We start from the raw sequence: 22,952 nt of genomic DNA on the forward strand, positions 1-22,952 counted from the left end.
CAAAGGGGTTGGCAGGCTGAAAATGCTTTTTTGTCAGCTTGTCTTTTCCAGGGAACCTCCTTATAATTGCTCTAGGTTCAAAATACGTTCATACAATGACGGTTTTATATAGAGGAGATGAAAGAATGGCTTTAACAGCTGGAATTGTTGGTTTGCCGAACGTCGGAAAATCAACACTATTTAACGCAATTACACAGGCCGGTGCCGAATCAGCCAACTACCCGTTCTGTACAATTGATCCGAACGTGGGAATTGTAGAGGTGCCGGATGATCGTCTGCAAAAGCTGACTGAGCTGGTCAACCCGAAGAAGACTGTGCCGACTGCTTTTGAATTCACTGATATTGCAGGGATTGTAAAAGGCGCATCTAAAGGAGAAGGACTCGGCAACAAGTTCCTATCTCATATTCGCCAAGTTGACGCGATTTGCCACGTTGTCCGTGCTTTTTCCGATGACAACATTACACACGTTTCCGGAAAGGTTGATCCGATTGATGACATTGAAACGATCAACCTTGAGCTGATCCTCGCTGATATGGAAACGGTTGAAAAGCGGATTACACGCGTCAGCAAGCTTGCGAAGCAAAAAGATAAAGACGCTGTATTTGAGTTTGAGATTTTATCTAAACTGAAAGAAGCGTTTGAGAGTGAAAAGCCTGCTCGATCTGTAGAATTCACTGAAGAGCAGCAAAAGCTTGTGAAGCAGCTCCATTTACTGACTTCGAAGCCTATTTTGTACGTGGCCAACGTAAGTGAAGATGAAGTTGCTGATCCATCTGGCAATGAAAATGTAGCGAAGATTCGCGAGTACGCTGCCGGCGAAAACGCAGAAGTTATCGTTGTTTGTGCAAAAATCGAATCTGAAATTGCTGAGCTTGAAGGCGAAGAAAAGCAAATGTTCTTGGAAGAGCTGGGCATTCAAGAATCAGGTCTTGATCAGCTGATCAAAGCGTCTTACTCTCTTCTCGGCCTCGCAACATATTTCACAGCCGGAGAACAGGAAGTCAGAGCTTGGACATTCAAAAAAGGCATGAAAGCCCCTGAGTGTGCAGGAATTATTCATAGTGACTTTGAGCGGGGTTTCATTCGTGCTGAGACAGTTGCTTATGAGGATCTTCTTGCGGGCGGCGGCATGGCAGGAGCTAAAGAGGCAGGAAAAGTCCGTCTTGAAGGAAAAGAGTATGTGGTTAAAGACGGAGATGTTATTCATTTCCGATTTAATGTATAGGATGCAGTTGTAAAGGGACAAGAGCTTTGGTATAATATAAAATTGTGAGTAATAGAATTATTGCTCCTTGCCCATTATGGGCCGCTTAGTCCAAAAGGAGGTGCAAACAGATGAGAAAGTACGAAGTTATGTACATTATCCGCCCAAACATTGACGATGAGTCTAAAAAAGCAGTTATCGAGCGTTTCAACAACGTTCTGACTTCTAACGGTGCGGAGATCACTGGAACAAAGGATTGGGGTAAACGTCGTCTTGCTTACGAAATCAACGATTTCCGCGACGGTTTCTACCAAATCGTAAACGTTCAATCTGACGCTGCGGCAGTTCAAGAATTTGACCGTCTAGCTAAGATCAGTGACGATATCATTCGCCACATTGTTGTTAAAGAAGAAGAATAAGCAATTTTGAAATATATAATGGTAAAAGGTGGTCTTTCTTATGCTTAACCGAGTTGTATTAGTCGGAAGACTGACAAAAGACCCAGAGCTTCGTTATACGCCAAACGGTGCGGCTGTTGCTACGTTTACTCTTGCTGTGAATCGTACATTTACGAACCAGTCCGGAGAACGTGAGGCCGATTTCATTAATTGTGTCACTTGGAGAAGACAAGCCGAAAACGTTGCAAACTTCTTGAAAAAAGGAAGCCTTGCAGGCGTAGATGGCCGTTTACAAACAAGAAACTATGAAAACCAGCAAGGACAGCGTGTCTTCGTGACAGAGGTCCAAGCTGAAAGTGTTCAATTTCTTGAGCCGAAAAACGGCGGCGGTTCTGGTTCAGGTGGATACAACGAAGGAAACAGCGGCGGAGGCCAGTACTTTGGCGGAGGCCAAAATGATAATCCATTTGGGGGAAATCAAAACAACCAGAGACGCAATCAGGGGAACAGCTTTAACGATGACCCATTTGCCAACGACGGCAAACCGATTGACATCTCGGATGATGATCTTCCATTCTAATGTGATTATCGCCTAAAATGAAAAAGAAAGGAGGGAAATGACAATGGCAGGAGGACGCAGAGGCGGTCGTGCGAAACGCCGTAAAGTGTGTTATTTCACTTCTAACGGTATCACGCACATCGACTACAAAGATGTAGATCTTCTTAAAAAGTTTGTTTCTGAGCGCGGTAAAATTTTACCACGTCGTGTAACTGGAACAAACGCTAAATACCAACGTAAATTGACTGCAGCGATCAAACGCGCACGTCAAATGGCTTTACTTCCATACGTAAGCGGTGAGTAAGCTGATGCGTAAAGAGCAAGGACCTTCGGGTTCTTGCTCTTTTTTATAGGGGGGAGGATGAAACATGAAGTTGATTTCATGGAATGTAAACGGCCTGCGGGCTGTGATGAGAAAAATGGATTTCCTCTCTTATTTGAAAGAAGAGGATGCAGATATTATATGTCTTCAGGAAACGAAGATACAGGACGGCCAGGTTGATCTCCAGCCTGAAGGCTATCATGTGTACTGGAATTATGCATTGAAAAAAGGATATTCCGGCACAGCTGTTTTTTCTAAGCAAGAACCGCTGCAGGTCATCTACGGTATCGGAGTAGAAGAGCATGACCAAGAAGGCAGAGTGATTACGCTGGAATTTGAAAACGTGTTTGTGATGACTGTTTACACGCCCAATTCCAGAAGGGGATTAGAGCGGATTGATTACCGCATGCAATGGGAAGAGGCTTTATTGTCTTATATTCTTGAATTGGATCAGAAAAAACCAGTGATTTTATGCGGTGATTTGAATGTAGCTCATCAGGAGATTGATTTGAAAAATCCAAAGGCGAACCGGAATAACGCTGGATTTTCAGATCAAGAAAGAGGGGCATTCACTCGTTTCTTAGAAGCTGGCTTTGTTGACTCTTTCCGTCATGTTTATCCTGATCTTGAAGGCGCTTATTCCTGGTGGTCGTATCGTGCCGGCGCCCGGGACAGAAATATCGGATGGCGGATTGATTATTTTGTTGTTTCTGAAAGCCTTAAGGAACAGATTGAAGATGCCAGCATATCAGCGGACGTCATGGGTTCCGACCATTGTCCTGTTGAACTTATCATCAATATATGATGAGATAGCAGTAAGGATTTTACACTTACTGCTTTTTTTATATGAAAAGGAGAAAGATATGGCAAATATAAAAGAGATCGCAAGACTGGCAAATGTATCTGTTTCGACTGTCTCGCGTGTATTGAATCATCATCCGTATGTATCTGAAGAAAAGAGAAAGCTTGTTCATCAAGTCATGAAGGAATTGGATTATACACCAAATCGAACCGCAATCGATCTCATTCGCGGGAAAACCCATACAGTCGGTGTGATTCTGCCTTATAGCGATCATCCCTGCTTTGATAAAATCGTTAACGGAATCACCAAGGCGGCTTTTCAGCATGAGTATGCAACGACCCTTCTCCCCACCAATTATAACCCCGATATTGAAATCAAATATTTAGAGCTGTTAAGAACGAAGAAAATAGACGGTCTCATCATTACTTCACGCGCCAATCATTGGGACAGCATTTTAGCTTATCAGGAATATGGGCCGATCATCGCTTGTGAGGATACCGGAGACATTGATGTCCCTTGTGCTTTTAATGACAGAAAAGCTGCTTATGCAGAGAGCTTTCGCTATTTAAAGAGCCGCGGGCATGAGAATATTGCTTTTACGTGTGTCAGAGAAGCTGATAGGAGCCCGAGCACGGCTGATAAAGCTGCGGCCTATAAAGCTGTCTGCGGAAGGTTGGAAGACCGCCATATGCTGTCCGGATGCAACGATATGAATGATGGTGAGCTGGCAGCCGAACATTTTTATATGAGCGGGCGGGTTCCGACTGCTATTTATGCAAATAGTGATGAAGTGGCAGCTGGAATTCATCTATTTTCCGAAAAGAATAATTGGGATGTTGAAATCATAGGCGAGGGGAATACTTCTATCAGCCGTGTTCTTGGTTTTCCGTCGCTTGATTTGAACCTTGAGCAGCTCGGCATCGCAGCATTTTCTCTATTTTTGCATGAACCCGCTGATATCAAAATTCAGCATAAATTTAAGAAAAAAGCTTGAACTGAAATGCATTTCATACCTTATAACTTCATTGAAGGCGAAGGAGGAGGAAGAAATGCAGATTGAACATACAGCGGTCTGGGTCAATGATTTAGAGCGAATGAAGTCTTTTTATGAAACGTATTTTAATGGCGAAGCGAATGATTTGTATCATAATGAGAAAAAAGATTTTAAGTCTTATTTTATTACGTTTGATTCCGGAGCAAGGCTGGAAATTATGAAAAAAGGGAATGTGACCGATCCGCCCTCACAAACAATGATAGGCTGGGCACATATTGCCTTTTCCGTTGGGAGCCGGGAGAAAGTTGACGAACTGACTAATCGATTGAAGGCGGATGGTTTCGCAGTAGTAAACGGCCCGAGGACAACAGGAGACGGCTACTATGAAAGTGTGATTGAGGATGATGAAGGAAATTTGATCGAGATTACAATCTGACATGGAGTGACTTAAATGCTGAGGACAGAAAAAGAAAAAATGGCAGCCGGAGAATTATACAATTCGGAAGATCAGCAACTATCACTAGAACGCAAGCAAGCGAGACAGCTGATTAGACAATATAACGAAACACCGGAAGATGATGCAGTGCGGACGGAGATTTTGAAGGAGCTGCTCGGTTCGGTTGGGGATCAAGTCACGATTTTGCCGACATTTCGCTGTGATTATGGCTATCACATTCATATCGGAGATCATACATTTGTTAATTTTGACTGTGTCATTTTAGATGTGTGTGAGGTGCGTATCGGCCGTCATTGTTTGATTGCGCCAGGTGTACATATCTACACGGCCGGTCATCCTCTTGATCCGATCGAAAGGAAATCCGGGAAGGAGTTCGGTAAGCCTGTGACAATTGGAGATCAAGTTTGGATTGGAGGCCGGGCGGTGATTAACCCGGGAGTGACAATCGGTGATAACGCAGTGATTGCGTCTGGATCTGTTGTCACTAAGGATGTACCCGCTAATAGTGTTGTAGGCGGAAACCCCGCGAGGATTTTGAAGCAATTGTAATGAGATCAGTGCGGCAGATCCGCACTGACTTTTTTAAATCTGTTTCGCATTCGTATTAGGACCGAAGAAGATTAACAGCAAGGAGCATGCGAGCCAGCAGCCCCCAATAAATAAGAAGACGCTGATATAGCCGAGCTGAACGGCAATAAATCCGACAAGCAATGAGCCAAAAATGTTTGAAAAACGGCCAAGACCATAGGCTAAACCGCTGCCAGACGAGCGGTATTCAGTCGGATAAGGTTCAGATGTATAGGCATATAAGTTCGAGGTAAAGACCCGTTCTGTGATATTCACGATAAAACCAAATACAATGATCATGATGGGAATAAAAGTCATACCATATAAGAGCCCGGCGATGGCCGTCAGAAACGCACTCGCAGCTAAAATCCATTTTCTTTGAAATCTTTCAGAAATCATGGAGCCGAGCAGTGCGCCAAGCGGAGCGCCGACGGAATGCAATACGTTATACCACAATGTATTTTCCATGGTGACGCCATTGCTTTTTAGCAGGCTTGGAACCCATGAGGCAAATCCGTAAAATCCAAACGTTTCAAAAATCCATACAGCAGATAATATGATGGTGATTTTGAGGTTTCTGCCTTTCAATAAGCCTGCGTAACCTGCATGCTTCTTAACAGTTTCGCTTACTTTAGGCTGGGATGCTGCCGGAAGCGGGCCTTTGTCCTTTTCAACCTGTGCCTCAATTCGGTTGAGGATCGCATCGGCTTTCGCATATTCCCCGCGATTTTCGTGCCAGCGAGGCGACTCTTCCAACCGTCGAATAAAGAAAAAATAAATAAGGCCGACGGCACCCCATACAAATACTAGCCTCCATCCCCATGAACCAAGAGGAATGACAAAGGCAGACACAATGTTGGTGATCGGAACCCCGATCAATCCAATCATGGCACAAAAAGAAATATACTTTCCACGAACACTTGAAGGGAAAAATTCCGCCAAATAGCTATTCGTAATGACCATGGCGGCTGCAACGCCAAATCCGGTGAGAAAACGGAATGTCATTAAAGATGGAATGTCCCATGCCGCAGCATTGCATAGCGATGCGATTGAGAAAACAAAGACAAATAGATTTAAGGCTTTTTTGCGGCCGATTCGATCGGACAGCCGTCCGCCCAGTGAAGCGCCTAAAAACATGCCTAAAAACGAAGCAGCCGTTACGTTAGCAATAGTTGAAAGCGGGATGCCCCAATGCTCGATCAGTGCCGGCGCTACATTGCTGAGGGTAAATAAATCTGCGAGATCAAAGAAATAAACAATGCCGAGAGCGGTTAACACTTGGAAATGAACGCGTGAAATCGGAAGGCGGTCTAAACGATTCGCTGCGTTTGAGAAAGGATGTGTATTCTTTTGTTTGAAGATCGTATTCATAAAAAACCCCCTTTTAGTAGTAAGAAAAGACTGAAAATTCCCCTCTTGGGACTATTATAAGTATCTTGGTTCATTGGCAACAGAGTTCAAATCACTAGATGGAAGAACTAAATTCACACTTTATCTTTTCATTTCGCTTAAAAGATTTCCAAAACAGTAGATTCATAGAAGGATTTATGCAAATATATAGTAATATTCTCATTGAAAGGAAGAGACATAGAACGAATGAATCCATTTATCCGTCCTTTAGAAGGAAACAATACGTTGTGGAGATATTTTTTCGCCTTTTTGGTGATGGTAGGGTTGTATGTATTCGGGAATATTGCTTATCTTTTCGCGATACTGTTTACGGTTATTGTGAATCCCGATATTACGTTTGATTTGGATGAAGCTGTGCTGAGTGATCCCCTCGTAGATCTTTATTTGTCCCATGTGATTTATTTATTCGCCATTCCGGGAGTTTGGCTGGCTGTGCGCTTTATTTTGAAGCGGCCTTTCCGAACTGTGATTACACCAAATTCAAAGATGAATTGGCGGAGAATTTCCTTTGGTTTTATTGCTTATTTCTTGCTGATGATCGCCGTACAATTGATTGATTTTGTGATTCATCCAGACAATTATTCAATGCAAGCCTTTGATGCATCACGATTTATCTGGCTGCTAGCGGCTGCCCTCATTTTGGTTCCGATTCAGACATCAGCTGAGGAACTGTTTTTCAGGGGATTTTTGCTTCAAGCTTTCGGGAGATTGACGAAAAATCCTCTAATCTTGACACTGATTGTCGGAGGATTGTTTGGCGTATTGCATTTTGCGAATCCAGAAATGAACAACGGTGCTGTCTGGGCAGGAATTGAGTATTTAACATTTGGTTTTGTGTGGACCTATTACACGATTAAAACAGGAAGCATCGAAATATCACTTGGCGCCCATGCCGCGAATAATATGTTTTTGTGTATGTTTATTACAGAAAAAAACAGTGTGTATGGAGGAATTCCTTCTCTCTTTACGGTTACGCGGGGGAACCCGATGTGGGAGGCTTTCTTTACGATAGCGGTCAATCTTGTGTTTGCGGGGATCGCTTTATGGTACCATAAGAAATCAAAAAGTAAGCAGCAAGGGTCTTAATCCCTGCTGCTTATTAACGTGTGGATCGCTTCTTCAATATTTGTTGTCGGCTGCTGGCAGGCGAAGTTTTCACAAATATACACGGTTGTTTTGCCATCTATGATGCGGTAGTCTGCCGCGAATGGCGCAATGTCTTTGCATTGATCAGGATGCTCTGCTACCAGAATGGAGTCGTTAGGCTTAAAGGCTTTTTGGAGCTCTGTTATGATTTGTTTTCTGGCTGGATCGTCTGCGCTGCCAAAAATAACGATTTCTTTCTTAGGCATCAGATGTCTTAACACACTTTGCATAAAGAAAGCATGGCCGCTCGGATACGCGTCGATGTCTGGCTTGAACACGGAAAACATCGTTTCTGCTTTTTCAATTAGTGATAAGTCGCCTGTGACTTGCCCGAGACGCAGCAGCTGAACAGCTGCCACACTGTTTCCGGAAGGCACGGCGCCGTCGTACACTTCTTTTTCCCGTACGATTAAGGCTTCTGCATCGTGTCCGGTGAAGTAGAATCCGCCATGCTCATCATCCCAAAATAAGCCGATCATATCGTCTGCCAGTTTCTTCGCTTTTTGTAAATAAGATAGATCAAACGAAGCTTCATAGAGATCCAGATAAGCCCATAGGAGAAAAGCGTAATCGTCGATAAAGCCTTTGTTTTTCACTTCGCCATCACGATATCGGACCATCACACGGCCGTCGATGATTAATTTGTTTTCAATAAATGTGATGGCGTCTTTCGCTAGGCTGAGATATTTCGGCTCCTGGTATACCTTTGCCGCTTTCGCAAGACCCGCGATCATCAGCGCGTTCCATGAGGTCAGCACTTTATCATCGACATGCGGATAGGTTCTTTCCTCGCGTGTCTTCAAGAGCTGCTGTCTTGCGTCTTCGAGTTTGAGACTGAGCTCTTTTTCGGTTAACCCGGCATCCTCTTTGATTTGTTCCCACTTTGTGTGAATGAGGTTAGGAATATTTTTGCCTTCAAAGTTTCCTTCTTCAGTGATGTCATACACTTGGCAATACAGCGTTTCGAGATCGTCCCCGAGCGTTTTCAGAATCTCTTCCTTTGACCACACGTAGTACTTTCCTTCTTCTCCTTCTGTATCCGCGTCTAAAGCAGAGAAAAAGCTTCCGTCTTCATGAGTCATTTCCCTCTGAATGAACGTAATGATCTGCTCACAAATCTCTTTATAGCGGCTGTTTTGCGTGACCTGATAGGCTTCTGTATAAGCGGTCAGCAGCAGCGCATTGTCGTACAGCATTTTTTCAAAGTGGGGAACGAGCCACTCGTCATCGGTCGAATAGCGGGCGAACCCATAGCCGATATGATCGTAAATGCCGCCATTCGCCATGCTGTCCAGCGTTTTCGTCACGTTGTATAAAGCGTTCTCCTGCCCCGTATTGTGATGATAACGAAGCAAATACATCAGCATATGGGGCATCGGAAATTTCGGTGCCTGCCCGAAACCGCCGTAGATCGTATCAAACCCGCTGGCAAGCTGCTGGAATGTCCGGTGAATCGCAGACTCGCTAAGGCCTTCGCCTGATTTTGCAGCTGTTTTGGTCTGCAAATGTTTAGCGGCGTTCTCCGCAATATCCTCGACATGCTCGCGGTCGTTCGCAAACGTCTCAGACAGATGCTCAAGCACATCAACAAAACCGGGACGATTGAATTTGCTCGTCTTTGGAAAATATGTACCCGCGTAAAACGGCTTTTGATCAGGCGTGATAAACACATTCAGCGGCCAGCCGCCCTGCCCGGTCATCAGCTGGCAGATTCTCATATAAACAGAATCCACATCAGGCCGCTCTTCCCGGTCGACTTTAATCGCTACAAACCGTTCATTGAGAAGACGCGCGATTTCTTCGTCTTCAAAGCTTTCGTGGGCCATAACATGGCACCAATGGCAAGTCGAATAACCGATGCTGACCAGAACCGGCTTGTTTTCGCGTTTTGCTTTTTCGAAGGCTTCATCCCCCCACGGGAACCAGTCCACAGGGTTGTGGGCGTGTTGGAGTAAATATGGGGACTTCTCAGCGATTAATCTATTGGGTTTATTGTTAGTGGGCATGGGATCACCTTCTTTCTTCTTTTATGAGTAATAATAACGGACAGTATAAAATAAGTATTAACGTTCTTATTTATATATAAACATCTAATAATAGATAAGATCTATTTTAAAAATAACCTAATTCCATAACATTATGTTCAACCGGAACTTCATTTTGGATAAGTTTTCTAATGTGTTCAATAAATCTTTCAAAAACCTCTACTCTAAATGGATGTGATTTGAGATAATTGATGAAATAATCCCGTTTTTCTTGTCTCCCACTATAAGAAGAAAACTTTTTTCTTATATTAGAATTTAATCTTTTGGCTTTACGGAGAAGTAGAATTTCATCAATATCTGTAGGAGCTGTACTTAATGGTGTCATATCTAACCATTCACATAGCAAGAAATATTTAGAACCTGGTACAGCTACCTTCGTATCATGAGCTGTAGCACATCCTTCTTGAAACATTGTCTTATCAAGATTTGTTTTACACTCAGCAGACACATAAGATAAGAATGTTTCTGTTTCCAAACTCTCTTTATAATCTTGTGTGTGTGACGCTTTTAAGAATAATTTTTTGCTTATTGCAAAGTCTTGGTCTTTGCTTCTTACTCTTAGTCCTCCTCCAATTGCTGGCGCATCAAGACTAGATTCAAAGTAAACTGAAGAAAAACACTTTTTTGGTCCAACCGTTACATCCATATCGATTATTTCAGGAATAACAGACGGATGAGCTAAACGGGGTAAAAATTCTTCAATAATAGTATTGTCAATTTTTAATTGCCCTTTTTGTCTATAAAGGAAATCTCTTGGGCTATCAAATACCAAATTTAAATCTATATAGAATTTATATTCATTTAGAAGCTCAATCATTTTATTTAAAGTCTGTTGGGGAGGAAGACCGGCACTTGTAATAATGTTTAAGTTTTTTATCCAATTTGTATAAACCACAATTGCCTCTTCAACTCTTGGTTTATCTTCTACTGGTAATTTATCGTTTAGTAATAGGGCAACTAATTTATCTTTATGTGGGGTAGGATATATATAGGTTGTCATTAAATTCCTCCTTAGATATGAAATTAAAAATCCATTTCGAAAATTGGTGATTTTTTAACACTATCTGATTTGTTTATTGCATTAAGGATTTCTATCCTGATATTTTCGTCTTTTTCCATTATCAGCGCTTCTTTTAATAATTCATTGGCCATATTCTTTGCGTAGCTCTCATCTAAAACTGATGTATTTGAGGGTGTGAGATGTATAATATCCTCATAAATTAACTCACCAAATTTATTTGTGAATTTTCTTTCTTGCATATTCTCGATTTTAAATCCAGCTCCTCCATAAGCTAAAGCAGCCACTAGCCTACCGTTTTTTAAGGGAACACCTCTAATTTTTGATTCCCTTCCCACCACAATAATTACCCTACCTGATGGGGTTAGAAGCCTTCTCATTTCAATTAGCGCTTCTAAGATATCCATGCTATATTGAATAACTGTTAAAAATCTATTCTGTCTATGTTTTCGATTTGAACCCATTTCAGATTTAGCCACTTCTAGTACATTCCAACCAACAAACTCCATTGCCTCCCTGTTGTTTTGATGATAATTAAAAACATTAATATAAGGTGGAGATGTTATGATTAAATCTACACTGTCGTTAGCTAAAGGTATAGATCTTGCATCGGTGTGGAAAACCTCACATATATTTTCGGAGTACGGCAAATTTTTAATAATTTTAATATGTTCATGTAAAGCCTTATAGTAATCCTCGAGAGCTTTTTTTCCTCTATAGCTTTTGAATCTAATTAGAGCATTAGTAAGGATGTTTATCACTTGACTGTTTGGCGATTCGTTTAACATTTTTTTGAATGCAATTTCGAATGGTGCACTTTTTTCTTCATAAAGATCCATATTAAATAAATCATAATTACTTTCTCTAATATATTTTTTTAGAAGAAGAAGTGCTGCATTACATAGTTTTTCTCTATCTTCAGTTGACATATTTATGAATTCAACTGTTTTTGACATTGTAATAGCAGAGGGATTAATTTCGGCGCCATAACATTTAAGGTTTTTCCTAGCAGACTCAAAAAGTGTGGTACCACTACCTGCAAATGGATCAAATATAACATCGTCTGGTTTTGAATATCTATCTAAAAATAATTCTATTAAACAAGGAGAGAACTGCCCTCTCCATGGGAATAAACTTTTTCTTTCCTTAATATCTAAATCTAGTTCACTTTGAGATACTGATGTTCTATCATAAGGAAAATCATCTATTGTTTTAAAAATCTTTTGGGGAGTATACTTCATTATAAACAGCTCCTTCATAATACGAGTTCATTTTACTCTTTCTAAAGGAATCAATCTACCCCAAAGATTTAATCGTAGTAGTAAACATGGCACCAATGGCAAGTCGAATAACCGATGCTGACCAGAACCGGCTTGTTTTCGCGTTTTGCTTTTTCGAAGGCTTCATCTCCCCACGGGAACCAGTCCACAGGGTTGTGGGCGTGTTGGAGTAAATATGGGGACTTCTCAGCGATTAATCTATTGGGTTTATTGTTAGTGGGCATGGGATCACCTTCTTTCTATGTTTTTTTAAGTATTCTCTTTCCTCTATTTAATATACCAGAAGTTAAGGCTCGTCATCATTTGTCTGTGAGGTATTCCATAATGAAAACCAAGGGCTATAAACCCTTGATAGATCCATTATTTCACCTTTGAACTATAAAGATGGGTCTTCAATCGTAATTCTTTAACAAGATTGCTGAATTATGTCCGCCGAAACCAAAAGAATTTGATAGCCCATATTTCAATGGAAGGTGTCTCGCTTCTGATACAACATCTAAGTTGCAATCTGGATCTTGCTTCTCTACATTAATAGTTGGCGGAATCATTCCTCGTCTCAAACTTTCCACTAAAGCAATTGCTTCTACTCCGCCAGCAGCACCAAGCATGTGCCCAGTCATTGACTTGTTTGCAGTTGTTGGAATTTCACGTGAATGTTCACCAAATAATTTCTTAATAGCTAGAACTTCTGAACGATCACCTACTTGTGTACTTGTTGCATGAGCACTAATAACATCAATTTCACCTGTTGATATATTTGCACTTCTCAATGCTTTTTTCATGGCTAAGTAGGCACCCTTACCTTCTGGGTGTGATGCTACCATATGATGAGCATCTGAACTAGCTCCGTACCCCACTACTTCACATAATATCGGCGCATCTCTAAGAATAGCGTTTTCTAATGATTCTAATACTAAGATACCTGCGCCTTCACTCATAACAAAGCCATCTCTATCTGTATCGAATGGTCGGCTGGCTCGACTTGGCTCTTGGTTTCTTGTAGATAATGCATGGGCGTTTCCAAAACTAGCCAAAGATAACTGTGTGATTGCAGCTTCTGCTCCACCGGCAAATATAATATCTGCTTCATCATTTCGGATAGCATTAAAAGCTTCACCAATAGAGGTGTTCCCGATTGAACAGGCTGTGACTGGTGATAATGATGGTCCTTGTGCTCCTAATTTTATGCTTATTTGAGCTGCAGCTGCATTTGAAATCATCATTGGTACAAGGCTAGGGCTTACTCTCGCGGGACCTCGTTTATTTAATACATTCACATTATCAACAAGCGATTGTATGCCTCCGATTCCTGAACCAACATATACCCCTAAACGTTCAAGATCAACATTATCTAACTGTAATTGTGAATGTTCTAATGCTTGTTCGGCTGCTGCTAAGGCAAACTGACTAAAACGATCTAATCGTTTTGCTTCTTTTCTCCCCAATATTTCATCTGCATCGAAATCACGAACGATTCCAGCTATCTTTGTTTTATAATCAGCAGTATCAAAAGAATCAATTAGAGATATTCCCGAGTGTCCTTTAACTAGTTGATTCCAAAAGCTATTCACATCATTTCCTAGAGGAGAAATAACTCCCATTCCAGTAATGACAACTCTTTTCATGATCATTCCCTCCTTGTTTTTATTAACTTTAGCTATTGTGTTATCCTATTACAAGTTGTTGTTTATCCTAGTATAATTAATACTATTTTAAAGGGAGATCTTAATGAAACCTGAAACAAGACTTCAAGCTTTATCGGAATTTTTAAAGAACCAACGTTCGAAAATTACTCCCCAAATGGTTGGTTTACCTGTAGGAACCCGCAGAAGAACACCAGGACTAAGAAGAGAAGAAGTGGCTCAACTAGCCGGTGTAAGTCTTACTTGGTATACATGGTTAGAACAAGGAAGAGATATAAAAGTATCTACTTCGGTATTAGATGCTATTTCTCGAGCATTACAATTAAATAACGATGAAAGGAGATATTTGTATGCTCTAGCGTTAGAGGAAGGAGTGAAACAACCCTTTATAAATGAGAAAGAGAAGGAAATCAGTCCGGCTTTAGTAAAAATTTTGCAGGAACTTCGTTATTGCCCAACGATTATATCAGATAGAAGAAGTCAGATTGTTGGGTGGAATCAAGCAGCAGCTAATGTATTTTTGGACTTTGAACAAATCAATCCGGCAGAAAGGAATATAATACGCTTACTATTCGCAAGAAAGGAATTTAAAAGTTTAGCAGTGAATTGGGAGCATTTTGTTAGAGGATATATCGCAATATTTAGAACGTATTATGGACAGTATGTGGCTGATGACTGGTATGAGCAATTTATACAAGAAATGGAACAGGCATATCCTGAGTTTCGTAAAATTTGGAATGAAAGTGAGATAAGCTCTGCTCCTGAAGTATTAATTGAGTTTCGTCATGCTAAGGTAGGTAAAATGTTGTTTAATCTGACTTCATTACAAGTGCATGGGGATACTGATTTAAGATGCAGCGTCTATACCCCAGTTGAGGATACTGAAACTGAGCTTAAGTTAAAACGGTTAATTGAAGGCTAGCTATCGTTTGGAGAGTAGAAGTTATTCAAGTAATACTTCCTTTACTTTGTTTAGACTGTAAATAAAAAAACAACTAGTATATAGTTCCCATTCGTTTATTGTATTTGGATGAAGTTGTTGTGTGCATCTAATATTTGAAAGATCCTATGCCACCAAAAACAAGTTATAACCCTGTTGTAGTAGTGATGGAGAAAATATTAAAAATAGAAAACCTCTATCTGGTTACACAAGCTTTTAGTGGGTTTTATAATTAATCAAAAAAAATCGATTTATTTGCTTGCATTTATTTTAAAATCATGAGTATTATAAATACATCAAAAAAAATTGATTAAAGAAGGCGATATGAATGGTTGAGACGAAATCAGAACTACTTCAGAAATATGAACAAAAATTTAAGGCTCTTGCTGATCAGAAACGATTAGAGATCATGTATGAACTTTGTCAAAGGGGAAAAACCTGTGTTTGTGATCTGACTGAGATTTTTGAGGTGACACAATCTAAACTTTCTTATCATCTTAAAATTTTATTAGATGCCAACTTAATAACGAAAGAGACAAAGGGAACATGGAGCTATTATGATTTAAATGATGAGGAAGTAAATAGTTTATTATCAGAAGAGCTTTGTTGTGTATTTAGAAAAAAAGGTGAAGGAGATTGCTGCTAAAAAATTTTTAGTCATTAAATCAAATTTTTTTGATTAATATATAAGAGGGGGAATTAAAATGAAATATGTTCATGTAGGGATAAATGTTGTCAGTTTGGAGAAATCGATCAATTTTTATGAAAAAGTTTTTGGAGTAAAGGCTGTAAAAGTAAAAACAGACTATGCAAAGTTTTTATTAGAGACTCCTGGACTGAACTTCACTTTAAATGTCGTAGATGAGGTGAAGGGAAATCAAGTGAATCATTTTGGATTCCAAGTAGATAGTTTGGAAGAAGTTTTGAAACACAAGGAAAGGCTTGAAAAAGAAGGTTTTTTTGCACGTGAAGAAATGGATACGACTTGTTGTTATGCAGTCCAAGATAAATTTTGGATTACTGATCCAGATGGAAACGAGTGGGAGTTTTTCTATACCAAATCGAACAGCGAGATTCAAAAACAAGATTCCTCCTCTTGTTGTGTAACACCTCCAAGCGATAGTAAAACGAACTCTTGCTGTTAATAAAAAGGTGAGGATAAGTAATGAAACGTTTATCATTTTTAGACCGTTATTTAACCATCTGGATTTTTCTTGCGATGGCATTGGGGATAGGATTAGGTTTTATATTTCCGGGCTTTGTTGCCGGATTAAACAAATTACAAGTTGGAACTACATCTATCCCTTTAGCAATTGGATTAATATTAATGATGTATCCTCCACTAGCAAAGGTTCGCTATGAAGAAATCGGCCGGGTATTTAAAGATATTAAAGTATTAATTTTGTCTTTAGTGCAAAACTGGATCATTGGTCCGACTCTCATGTTTATTTTGGCTATCATCTTTTTGCCAGATAAACCGGAGTATATGATTGGACTTATTATGATTGGATTGGCTCGCTGTATTGCGATGGTTATTGTGTGGAATGACTTATCAAAAGGTGATACAGAATACGCGGCAGGATTAGTTGCTTTCAACTCAATTTTCCAAATGCTTTTTTTCTCAGTTTATGCTTACATTTTTGTAACAGTTATTCCGCAATGGTTAGGGATGGAAGGAGCAGTAGTGAATATTACGATGGCAGAAGTCGCAAAATCAGTATTCATTTACCTTGGAGTCCCTTTTATTGCAGGAATGGTGACACGTTATATTTTTGTAAAAGTGAAGGGGAAAGAATGGTATGAAAAAGTGTTCATTCCTAAAATTAGTCCAATTACGTTAATTGCTTTGCTATTTACAATTATCATCATGTTTTCCTTAAAAGGTGATGTAATTGTTAGCTTGCCGTTAGATGTTGTTCGAGTTGCGATTCCATTATTGATTTACTTTGTTTTAATGTTCTTTGTTTCCTTCTTTTTAGGAAAGAAAATCGGGGCAAACTACGCTGTAACCACTACTTTAGCTTTTACAGCAGGAAGCAATAACTTTGAATTAGCGATTGCTGTAGCTGTTGGTGTGTTTGGAATTCATTCGGGTGCAGCATTTGCCGCCGTAATTGGTCCGCTTGTAGAAGTGCCGGTCATGATAGCACTTGTTAAGGTTGCTTTATGGTTTCAACGAAAATACTTTCGAAGTCACTCGATGTAGAGGTGGAATATATGGAGAATAAAATTATTTACTTTTTATGTACAGGGAACTCTTGCCGAAGCCAAATGGCTGAAGGATGGGCTAAACAATATTTAGGTGATGAGTGGAAAGTATATAGCGCGGGGATAGAGGCACATGGATTAAATCCGAATGCTGTTAAAGCGATGAAAGAAGTTGGTATAGATATCTCTAATCAAACGTCAGATATCATCGACTCTGATATTCTGAACAATGCTGATTTAGTTGTTACGCTTTGTGGTGATGCTGCTGATAAATGCCCGATCACGCCTCCACATGTAAAACGTGAGCATTGGGGGTTTGATGATCCAGCAAAAGCACAAGGGACAGAAGAAGAAAAATGGGCGTTTTTCCAAAGGGTTCGTGATGAAATAGGGGATAGGTTGAAGGAATTTGCAGAAACAGGGAAATAAACTCTTTTGTTAAAGGATGCATATTTATATGTGTCCTTTTTTTATTAATGTGTAGCTATACGAACTTGGCACCAATGGCAAGTCGAATAACCGATGCTGACCAGAACCGGCTTGTTTTCGCGTTTTGCTTTTTCGAAGGCTTCTTCTCCCCACGGGAACCAGTCCACAGGGTTGTGAGCATGTTGAAGGAGATATGGTGACTTCTCAGCGATTAATCTATTGGGTTTACTGTTAGTGGGCATGGATCACCTTCTTTCATTTGTTTTAATTACATTTAGGTACCACAATAATTATAAATAAATACAAAGCTTAGCCGATTTACTTAAAAGAGGGAGAAGGAAAATAATATAATGTTTAATTATGTTAATGAAGGAAGACACCGTCCTTTTCAGTTTTCTTTTATTACAGGAGAATGGATATTTTTTTTTAGCTCTGTTAAATTTGATGTTGATAATTCCATAGTATTAAGGGGAACCCATTATTTATGGATTCCCCTTTAGTTCATAAGAAAAATTACTGTCGAGTGTTACCTAACAATATATACTTTGGACTGAAAGATTTTTTAGCCATTCCAATGATAAACGATTTGCACAACGCCAGAGGAAAATGTTCTTGTATTCAGCATTTTTAAATTTAACCTCTGTTTTAAATCAATAAACAACGGTTTTCCTTCTCCCAAAACAACAGGGTGAATAGATAATCTAAATTCATCAACAAGCCCCAAATTTATAAAAGTTGTTATGAGACTCGCTCCACCATATAGCCAGATGTCTTTACCAGGCTTTTTCTTTAATTTATTTACTTCTTCAAGAATATTATCATTTATAAATATTGCTTGATTATCAATCTCATGTTGTGTTCTGGAAAAAACATATTTCTTTTTACTATGAATTAATTTCCAAATTTCCTTTTCCGTATCAGGGTCTTCTTTTTTGGGGATATACTGTCCCCATAAATCGTAGCTTTTTCTACCATATAAAATAGTATCAATTTGATTTAAGAAATCAGTAAACCCCATATCAGGGTCCATAATACACCAATCAACTTCTCCATTTTTCCCTTCAATAAAACCATCTAGAGTAACTGCTAAATCTAAAATGATTCTTCTCTGTTTTAAGTTATTTGTCATAACTATTCATCCTTTTACATAAGAAGTTGGTAGAAATTCTTCTTCCACTCATACACGAGATGGATTAAGTTGCGTTTGTGGACAGAGTGAAGAACAATATCCTAAAATGAAAGTGCCCACTACTCTTTGCAGCTCGATTAGCAGGAACACTCTTTATCTTCACTTGGTTAAATGAAAGCTCTGTTCGATTAAGCTATAGATTTCGCTTTCTGGATCTGTCCGTTCTAAAACAATTGAAATCCAATGTTCCTTATCCATATGATATCCGGGTAAGATATTTTCCCCATTTCTTAAGCCATCACTTATGTCAGGGGGGCATTTTAAATTCAGAATATCTATTTCGCCATGTCCTTCCAGGCCTAATTTTTCTGGGAGAACATTCATGATAAGACCGTACCATTTTTTGTTTGATGTATGTCTCAAAGAAGCATAGTTTGGGTATTTCCCCCACGGATAATCAGGCGATGTACCGTATTTTTTTTTGACGTGTTTAAAGATATCTTCTCTTGTCAACATACTCAACCACTCCTTTATTCACTCTAATTTCTTCTAGGAAAAACCAAAGAGCGGTCCTTGGTTGTCCTTTGGATACTTCAATAGAGATGTCACCAATGGCAGAAGCTGTGGCAAAGCTTCCTCTCTCCATGGGTACTATTCAACAGGGTTGTGGGCGAGTTGAATGAAGGATGATATTTCTCATTGAGTTTATTGTTAGTGGGCATGAGATCATCTTCTTTGCTCTTGTTTCTATTCTTTTTTACTGTACCACAATCCTTTGATGAAATACTTCATTACGATATTGAAATTTATATATAAGGTAATGGATGTCTTATCTATTGCTGTTCTCTTAAAGAGTGCACTTTTGGAAGCTGTTATTGAATAGTATCGAAACGAGTTTACTAAATATCATCTCGATTGGCGGAGATTGATTTGATCATTAAAATGACTCAATTGAATATGAAAGATTTCAATAAACCAAACGAACCTTTCGTTGTTTTAGGGAGAATGATACCTGCTTTTGAAAACGGTGTTTGGACATATACTGTGGAACGATTTTCTAAACCTTATTTTAAACAATATGAAGATGATGAAATGGATGTTAGTTATATGGAAGATGAAGGGAAAGTTGTTTTTTTATATTATGGTGAAAGCAACTGCATCGGCCGGATTAAGATTCGTTCTAACTGGAATGGGTATGCACTAATAGAGGACATTGCTGTTGCAAAAGACTATAGAAAGAAAGGTGTTGGAACAGCATTATTACATAAAGCGATTGAGTGGGCAAAGGAGAAACGCTTTTGTGGTCTTATGCTTGAAACACAAGATATTAATGTCTCAGCTTGTCGTTTTTATGCCAAACATCACTTTATAATAGGTGCGGTTGATACGATGCTTTATTCCAACCTTCCAACAGCAAATGAAATTGCGATTTTTTGGTACTATAAATTTTAATTTATCATAAAATTATCGAACGAAACGAAGCTTGTTTTGCGTTTTGTTTTTCAAAGAAGAGGTTTTTTAACCCCTTCTTTTCTTTGATAAGAAGTGTCTTTCCACAATAGGCATAAAAACGTGAAGGATCATTCCTCCCAAACAGACGGTTAATAGGGTTCCGATGCCGATAGGGCCTTTAAAGATGATGGCTAATACTAAGAAAAGAGCGTATACGAATGTTCTTGAAAACAAAATTGTTCTTTTGGAGAGATCTCGGATAATAAGTGTTAAATGATCGATGGGTGTTGATGCGAATTTCGTCTGAAGATAGATGGCTGTTCCAAGACCGATGAGCACCAAACCAATTCCGAAACAAATCAGTTTGCTTAACAACGCGTTTAGATAGATGGTGTTTTTTACAACAAACAACCATAGGTCAATGCCTATTCCAGTAATGAATGCTGTAATCAAGCCCAGCAAAAGAGGTTTTTTTCTCGTTAATATAGCGTTGCAGACTAAGAGGATCACAGAAATAAGGACCTCCCAGCTTCCTACGGTAAGTCCGACTTCTTTTGACAGACCAACCAAAAGGGCATCGAAGGGTGATGTGCCCAGTTCTGATTGTATGGTTAAGGAAATGCCCAAACTTAATATGAGTATGCCTAATCCGTAAAAAATATATTTCATGTTAAATCCGCGATATTTCTTTTGTCATCAGGACGTGAGGGATGCCGTCTTCCATAAATTCCTGTGAAGAAATCTGGTAGCCCAGTTTTTTATAAAAGCCTGTTGCTTGTGTTTGACCATGCAGCTTACATGCAGTCAGTCCTTTTTCTTTTATGATTTCTTCTAACCCGTTTACGATGACTTTCCCCAATCCGTACTTACGGTAAGGTTTTAGGATGCAGATTCTTTCCAGCTTTGCTGTATGGTCAACGATGCGCACACGGCCCGTGCCGACAGGCTGATTCTCATAATATACCAAGACATGCTGGCATTGTTCCTGGAGCGTATCAAATTCATCGAACTCTTCGGATACAGATACATGTTGCTCCTCAATGAAAACCGTCTTTCTAATATTCAAAGCTTCATGTAAATCAGCTTCAGTTGTTATTCTTTTTATATTCATTATGAATCAATCCTTTTCTGATATTAGTCTGGACTGTACAGCATGCATGTGGTCTTATAATAGTAAGGGTAAAACATTTTTGTTGTAATTGCAACAAAAATATGTGAGGGGTTTTAGGAATGAATGATATTTTGCGTGAGATCGGCATGATAGCAAGAGCGTTGGATTCCATAAGCAACATCGAATTTAAAGATTTGGACTTAACAAGAGGGCAGTATCTCTATCTCGTACGTATATACGAAAATCCGGGAATTATTCAAGAAAAATTGGCGGAAATGATAAAAGTGGACCGGACAACGGCCGCGCGGGCCATTAAGAAGCTGGAAATGCAGGGATTTATTCAAAAACTGCCGGATGAGCAAAATAAAAAAATAAAAAAACTGTTCCCGACTGAGAAAGGAAAAAAGGTATATCCATTGTTAAGAAGAGAAGGAGAACATTCCACGGAAGTGGCCTTGTCCGGTTTTACTTCAGAGGAAAAGGAAACCATTTCTGCACTCCTTCATAGAGTGAGGAAGAATATAGAACGTGATTGGGAATATGTCAAGAAGGGGAACAAAAGGGATTATTAATGGACAATGTTAACAAGTCGAGCTGATGCTGGCGAAAATCGGCGTCTCCTCCTCAAGAATACCAGATTGCTGGAGTGTGGGGCCATTTTCAAGATAATCTGCCTGGTCCGTTCACTTCTGTTTTCTTTAAAAACTATCAAAAAATCTCCAAAGGGAGTGGTTTTGATGAACTTGAGACAGCTATCAGAACATGTCTTTCAATGTGAATTTGAGCTTGATGTGCCTCTCCGTATTCCGGTTCATGCTTGGTTTATCAAAGATGGTGATGATGTTTATATTGTTGATACGGGAATAGAACGTTTTGCTGATGCTCAAATTAGGGCAGCACTCGCGATCGGCGATCCAAAAGCCATCTTGCTTACTCATGGCCACAGTGATCATATCGGAGGTGCATCAAAATGGTTAGAGAGATTTGATATTCCGATTTTTGCGCACCAGAAAGAACTAAAGTACATCAATGGGGAAGAGCCATATCCGAACAAAAATGAAGTGGAGAACACAGGGGTAGCCCATGTTGTCCAGCCGCTGACGGAGCAAACGCTTGCTCACCTGCCTCTGAAATACTATTTAACACCTGGCCATTCTCCGGGTCATGTCGTGTATTATCATAAAATCGATCTTACTCTTTTAACGGGTGACCTTTTTATCACAAGTAAGGAGGATTTACACCCACCTATAAGAAGATTCAGTGTTGATATAAATGAGAATATTGATAGCGGCTCAATCATAGATCAAATCAAACCAACGCTCATTTGCTCTTCACATGGCGAAGAAATTCTTTATAACGAAGAATTGTATAAAAACTATGTGGTAAGGTATAGGGATTAATGGAAGTAAGAAAAAACATACCAAATGAATTGGTATGTTTAGAGGGGATTTAAATATACTCCGAAATCTCAATGAGGTTCTGATCGGGGTCTCTTATATAAACAGATAGAATCGGGCCGAGTGCACCGGTTCTTTTTATTGGGCCTTCCTCGACATTGACGTTTGTTTTCTTGAGATGCTCCATCACTTTATTGATGGGTTCATCCGTGATCATACATAAATCGACAGATCCCGGGAGCGGGTGCTTGGCTTTAGGTTAGAATTCATGACCGGCCTCATGCAAGTTGATTTTTTGATTGCCAAAACACAAGACTTTTCTGCCTGCGCCAAATGTTTCTTCTTCCATTCCCAAAACAGATGTATAAAAGTCGATCGTTTCTTGAAGGTTTTGTACAGTCAACACCAGATGATCAATTCGTTTGATCAAGATGAATTCC

The 22,952-nt window shown here is 39.6% G+C and carries 26 protein-coding genes and 3 pseudogenes; 17 read left to right on the forward strand and 12 right to left on the reverse strand.

The genetic code is table 11. From position 1 onward, the window contains the following. The first annotated feature begins 125 nt into the window (after positions 1 to 125). From ychF to ACQVGT_RS00130, 8 genes are all read left to right on the forward strand, one after another. The gene (ychF, locus tag ACQVGT_RS00095; protein WP_015483981.1) at positions 126 to 1,226 is read left to right on the forward strand and encodes a redox-regulated ATPase YchF; all 1,101 of its coding nucleotides are present in this window, start codon (positions 126 to 128) and stop codon (positions 1,224 to 1,226) included. 110 nt (positions 1,227 to 1,336) lie between these two features. Further along, positions 1,337 to 1,624, forward strand: coding sequence for a 30S ribosomal protein S6 (rpsF, locus tag ACQVGT_RS00100; RefSeq protein ID WP_003236622.1), 288 nt, complete (start codon positions 1,337 to 1,339; stop codon positions 1,622 to 1,624). 40 nt (positions 1,625 to 1,664) lie between these two features. Next, entirely contained in the window at positions 1,665 to 2,183 is a 519-nt protein-coding gene (gene ssbA, locus ACQVGT_RS00105; protein ID WP_003219228.1) for a single-stranded DNA-binding protein SsbA, read from the forward strand. A gap of 43 nt (positions 2,184 to 2,226) precedes the next feature. Next, positions 2,227 to 2,466, forward strand: coding sequence for a 30S ribosomal protein S18 (rpsR, locus tag ACQVGT_RS00110; RefSeq protein WP_003219224.1), 240 nt, complete (start codon positions 2,227 to 2,229; stop codon positions 2,464 to 2,466). A gap of 64 nt (positions 2,467 to 2,530) precedes the next feature. Then, on the forward strand, positions 2,531 to 3,289 hold the full coding sequence (gene xth, locus ACQVGT_RS00115) for an exodeoxyribonuclease III (RefSeq protein ID WP_015385216.1): 759 nt from the start codon (positions 2,531 to 2,533) through the stop codon (positions 3,287 to 3,289). Between the two features lie 58 nt (positions 3,290 to 3,347). After that, positions 3,348 to 4,280 (forward strand): transcriptional regulator CcpB, encoded by a 933-nt coding sequence (ccpB, locus tag ACQVGT_RS00120; protein ID WP_015385215.1) that lies wholly within the window; start codon positions 3,348 to 3,350, stop codon positions 4,278 to 4,280. Between the two features lie 55 nt (positions 4,281 to 4,335). Then, positions 4,336 to 4,716 carry a VOC family protein gene (locus ACQVGT_RS00125; RefSeq protein WP_015483980.1) on the forward strand — a complete coding sequence of 127 codons (381 nt, stop codon included), beginning with the start codon at positions 4,336 to 4,338 and terminating at the stop codon, positions 4,714 to 4,716. Positions 4,717 to 4,731: 15 nt separating this feature from the next. Next, positions 4,732 to 5,286 carry a sugar O-acetyltransferase gene (locus tag ACQVGT_RS00130; RefSeq protein WP_015385213.1) on the forward strand — a complete coding sequence of 185 codons (555 nt, stop codon included), beginning with the start codon at positions 4,732 to 4,734 and terminating at the stop codon, positions 5,284 to 5,286. Between the two features lie 33 nt (positions 5,287 to 5,319). Here the strand turns inward: ACQVGT_RS00130 and ACQVGT_RS00135 are convergent, their stop codons facing one another. Then, positions 5,320 to 6,675, reverse strand: coding sequence for an MFS transporter (locus ACQVGT_RS00135; protein WP_015483979.1), 1,356 nt, complete (start codon positions 6,673 to 6,675; stop codon positions 5,320 to 5,322). A 225-nt stretch (positions 6,676 to 6,900) separates the two neighbouring features. Between ACQVGT_RS00135 and ACQVGT_RS00140 the strand changes: the two genes are divergently transcribed. Beyond that, positions 6,901 to 7,800, forward strand: coding sequence for a CPBP family intramembrane glutamic endopeptidase (locus tag ACQVGT_RS00140; RefSeq protein WP_015385211.1), 900 nt, complete (start codon positions 6,901 to 6,903; stop codon positions 7,798 to 7,800). Here the strand turns inward: ACQVGT_RS00140 and ACQVGT_RS00145 are convergent. From ACQVGT_RS00145 to fabF, 5 genes and pseudogenes are all read right to left on the reverse strand, one after another. Beyond that, the gene (locus ACQVGT_RS00145) at positions 7,797 to 9,866 is read right to left on the reverse strand and encodes a thioredoxin domain-containing protein (protein ID WP_015483978.1); all 2,070 of its coding nucleotides are present in this window, start codon (positions 9,864 to 9,866) and stop codon (positions 7,797 to 7,799) included. The two genes, ACQVGT_RS00140 and ACQVGT_RS00145, sit on opposite strands and share 4 nt — an antisense overlap. Before the next feature lie 106 nt (positions 9,867 to 9,972). Continuing rightward, the gene (locus ACQVGT_RS00150; RefSeq protein ID WP_015385210.1) at positions 9,973 to 10,905 is read right to left on the reverse strand and encodes a Bpu10I family restriction endonuclease; all 933 of its coding nucleotides are present in this window, start codon (positions 10,903 to 10,905) and stop codon (positions 9,973 to 9,975) included. A 23-nt stretch (positions 10,906 to 10,928) separates the two neighbouring features. Next, a complete protein-coding gene (locus ACQVGT_RS00155; RefSeq protein WP_144052053.1) occupies positions 10,929 to 12,164 on the reverse strand; it encodes a DNA methyltransferase in 1,236 nt (411 codons plus the stop codon). Between the two features lie 71 nt (positions 12,165 to 12,235). Then, positions 12,236 to 12,427: pseudogene (locus ACQVGT_RS00160) on the reverse strand (DUF255 domain-containing protein); the annotation flags it as partial. A gap of 168 nt (positions 12,428 to 12,595) precedes the next feature. Next, positions 12,596 to 13,828, reverse strand: coding sequence for a beta-ketoacyl-ACP synthase II (gene fabF, locus ACQVGT_RS00165; protein ID WP_015483977.1), 1,233 nt, complete (start codon positions 13,826 to 13,828; stop codon positions 12,596 to 12,598). A gap of 103 nt (positions 13,829 to 13,931) precedes the next feature. Here fabF and ACQVGT_RS00170 point away from each other — a divergent pair, with 103 nt between their 5' ends. The 5 genes from ACQVGT_RS00170 to arsC all read left to right on the forward strand — a co-directional run bounded on the left by ACQVGT_RS00170 (position 13,932) and on the right by arsC (position 17,423). Further along, a complete protein-coding gene (locus tag ACQVGT_RS00170; RefSeq protein WP_015385208.1) occupies positions 13,932 to 14,768 on the forward strand; it encodes a helix-turn-helix transcriptional regulator in 837 nt (278 codons plus the stop codon). A 346-nt stretch (positions 14,769 to 15,114) separates the two neighbouring features. Next, a complete protein-coding gene (gene arsR / locus ACQVGT_RS00175; RefSeq protein WP_015385207.1) occupies positions 15,115 to 15,432 on the forward strand; it encodes an arsenical resistance operon transcriptional regulator ArsR in 318 nt (105 codons plus the stop codon). Positions 15,433 to 15,490: 58 nt separating this feature from the next. After that, the gene (locus ACQVGT_RS00180) at positions 15,491 to 15,931 is read left to right on the forward strand and encodes an ArsI/CadI family heavy metal resistance metalloenzyme (RefSeq protein ID WP_015385206.1); all 441 of its coding nucleotides are present in this window, start codon (positions 15,491 to 15,493) and stop codon (positions 15,929 to 15,931) included. A 20-nt stretch (positions 15,932 to 15,951) separates the two neighbouring features. Next, positions 15,952 to 16,992 carry an arsenite efflux transporter Acr3 gene (gene acr3, locus ACQVGT_RS00185; protein ID WP_015385205.1) on the forward strand — a complete coding sequence of 347 codons (1,041 nt, stop codon included), beginning with the start codon at positions 15,952 to 15,954 and terminating at the stop codon, positions 16,990 to 16,992. 11 nt (positions 16,993 to 17,003) lie between these two features. Further along, positions 17,004 to 17,423 (forward strand): arsenate reductase (thioredoxin), encoded by a 420-nt coding sequence (arsC, locus tag ACQVGT_RS00190; protein WP_015483976.1) that lies wholly within the window; start codon positions 17,004 to 17,006, stop codon positions 17,421 to 17,423. Positions 17,424 to 17,485: 62 nt separating this feature from the next. Here the strand turns inward: arsC and ACQVGT_RS00195 are convergent. The 3 genes and pseudogenes from ACQVGT_RS00195 to ACQVGT_RS00205 all read right to left on the reverse strand — a co-directional run. Then, a pseudogene (locus tag ACQVGT_RS00195) lies at positions 17,486 to 17,665 on the reverse strand (DUF255 domain-containing protein); the annotation flags it as partial. A gap of 320 nt (positions 17,666 to 17,985) precedes the next feature. Continuing rightward, positions 17,986 to 18,552 (reverse strand): dihydrofolate reductase family protein, encoded by a 567-nt coding sequence (locus tag ACQVGT_RS00200; RefSeq protein WP_015385202.1) that lies wholly within the window; start codon positions 18,550 to 18,552, stop codon positions 17,986 to 17,988. Between the two features lie 159 nt (positions 18,553 to 18,711). After that, positions 18,712 to 19,068 carry an MmcQ/YjbR family DNA-binding protein gene (locus ACQVGT_RS00205; RefSeq protein ID WP_015385201.1) on the reverse strand — a complete coding sequence of 119 codons (357 nt, stop codon included), beginning with the start codon at positions 19,066 to 19,068 and terminating at the stop codon, positions 18,712 to 18,714. A 414-nt stretch (positions 19,069 to 19,482) separates the two neighbouring features. On the opposite strand from ACQVGT_RS00205, the gene satA reads away from it, so the two are divergent. Continuing rightward, the gene (satA, locus tag ACQVGT_RS00210) at positions 19,483 to 20,004 is read left to right on the forward strand and encodes a streptothricin N-acetyltransferase SatA (RefSeq protein WP_015483974.1); all 522 of its coding nucleotides are present in this window, start codon (positions 19,483 to 19,485) and stop codon (positions 20,002 to 20,004) included. 66 nt (positions 20,005 to 20,070) lie between these two features. Here the strand turns inward: satA and ACQVGT_RS00215 are convergent, their stop codons facing one another. Together ACQVGT_RS00215 and ACQVGT_RS00220 are read right to left on the reverse strand one after the other, a co-directional pair. Further along, positions 20,071 to 20,673, reverse strand: coding sequence for a YczE/YyaS/YitT family protein (locus ACQVGT_RS00215; RefSeq protein WP_015385198.1), 603 nt, complete (start codon positions 20,671 to 20,673; stop codon positions 20,071 to 20,073). A 1-nt stretch (position 20,674) separates the two neighbouring features. Next, on the reverse strand, positions 20,675 to 21,115 hold the full coding sequence (locus ACQVGT_RS00220; RefSeq protein ID WP_015385197.1) for a GNAT family N-acetyltransferase: 441 nt from the start codon (positions 21,113 to 21,115) through the stop codon (positions 20,675 to 20,677). A 119-nt stretch (positions 21,116 to 21,234) separates the two neighbouring features. Between ACQVGT_RS00220 and ACQVGT_RS00225 the strand changes: the two genes are divergently transcribed. Together ACQVGT_RS00225 and ACQVGT_RS00230 are read left to right on the forward strand one after the other, a co-directional pair. Further along, positions 21,235 to 21,687: a MarR family transcriptional regulator gene (locus ACQVGT_RS00225; RefSeq protein WP_003226875.1), complete on the forward strand. Its 453-nt coding sequence runs from the start codon at positions 21,235 to 21,237 to the stop codon at positions 21,685 to 21,687. Between the two features lie 165 nt (positions 21,688 to 21,852). Beyond that, positions 21,853 to 22,515 (forward strand): MBL fold metallo-hydrolase, encoded by a 663-nt coding sequence (locus tag ACQVGT_RS00230; RefSeq protein WP_015385196.1) that lies wholly within the window; start codon positions 21,853 to 21,855, stop codon positions 22,513 to 22,515. Between the two features lie 49 nt (positions 22,516 to 22,564). Here ACQVGT_RS00230 and ACQVGT_RS00235 read toward each other — a convergent pair. Continuing rightward, positions 22,565 to 22,942 (reverse strand): annotated as a pseudogene (locus tag ACQVGT_RS00235) (VOC family protein). Positions 22,943 to 22,952: the final 10 nt, after the last annotated feature.

Source organism: Bacillus sp. SCT118 (genome assembly GCF_058566435.1).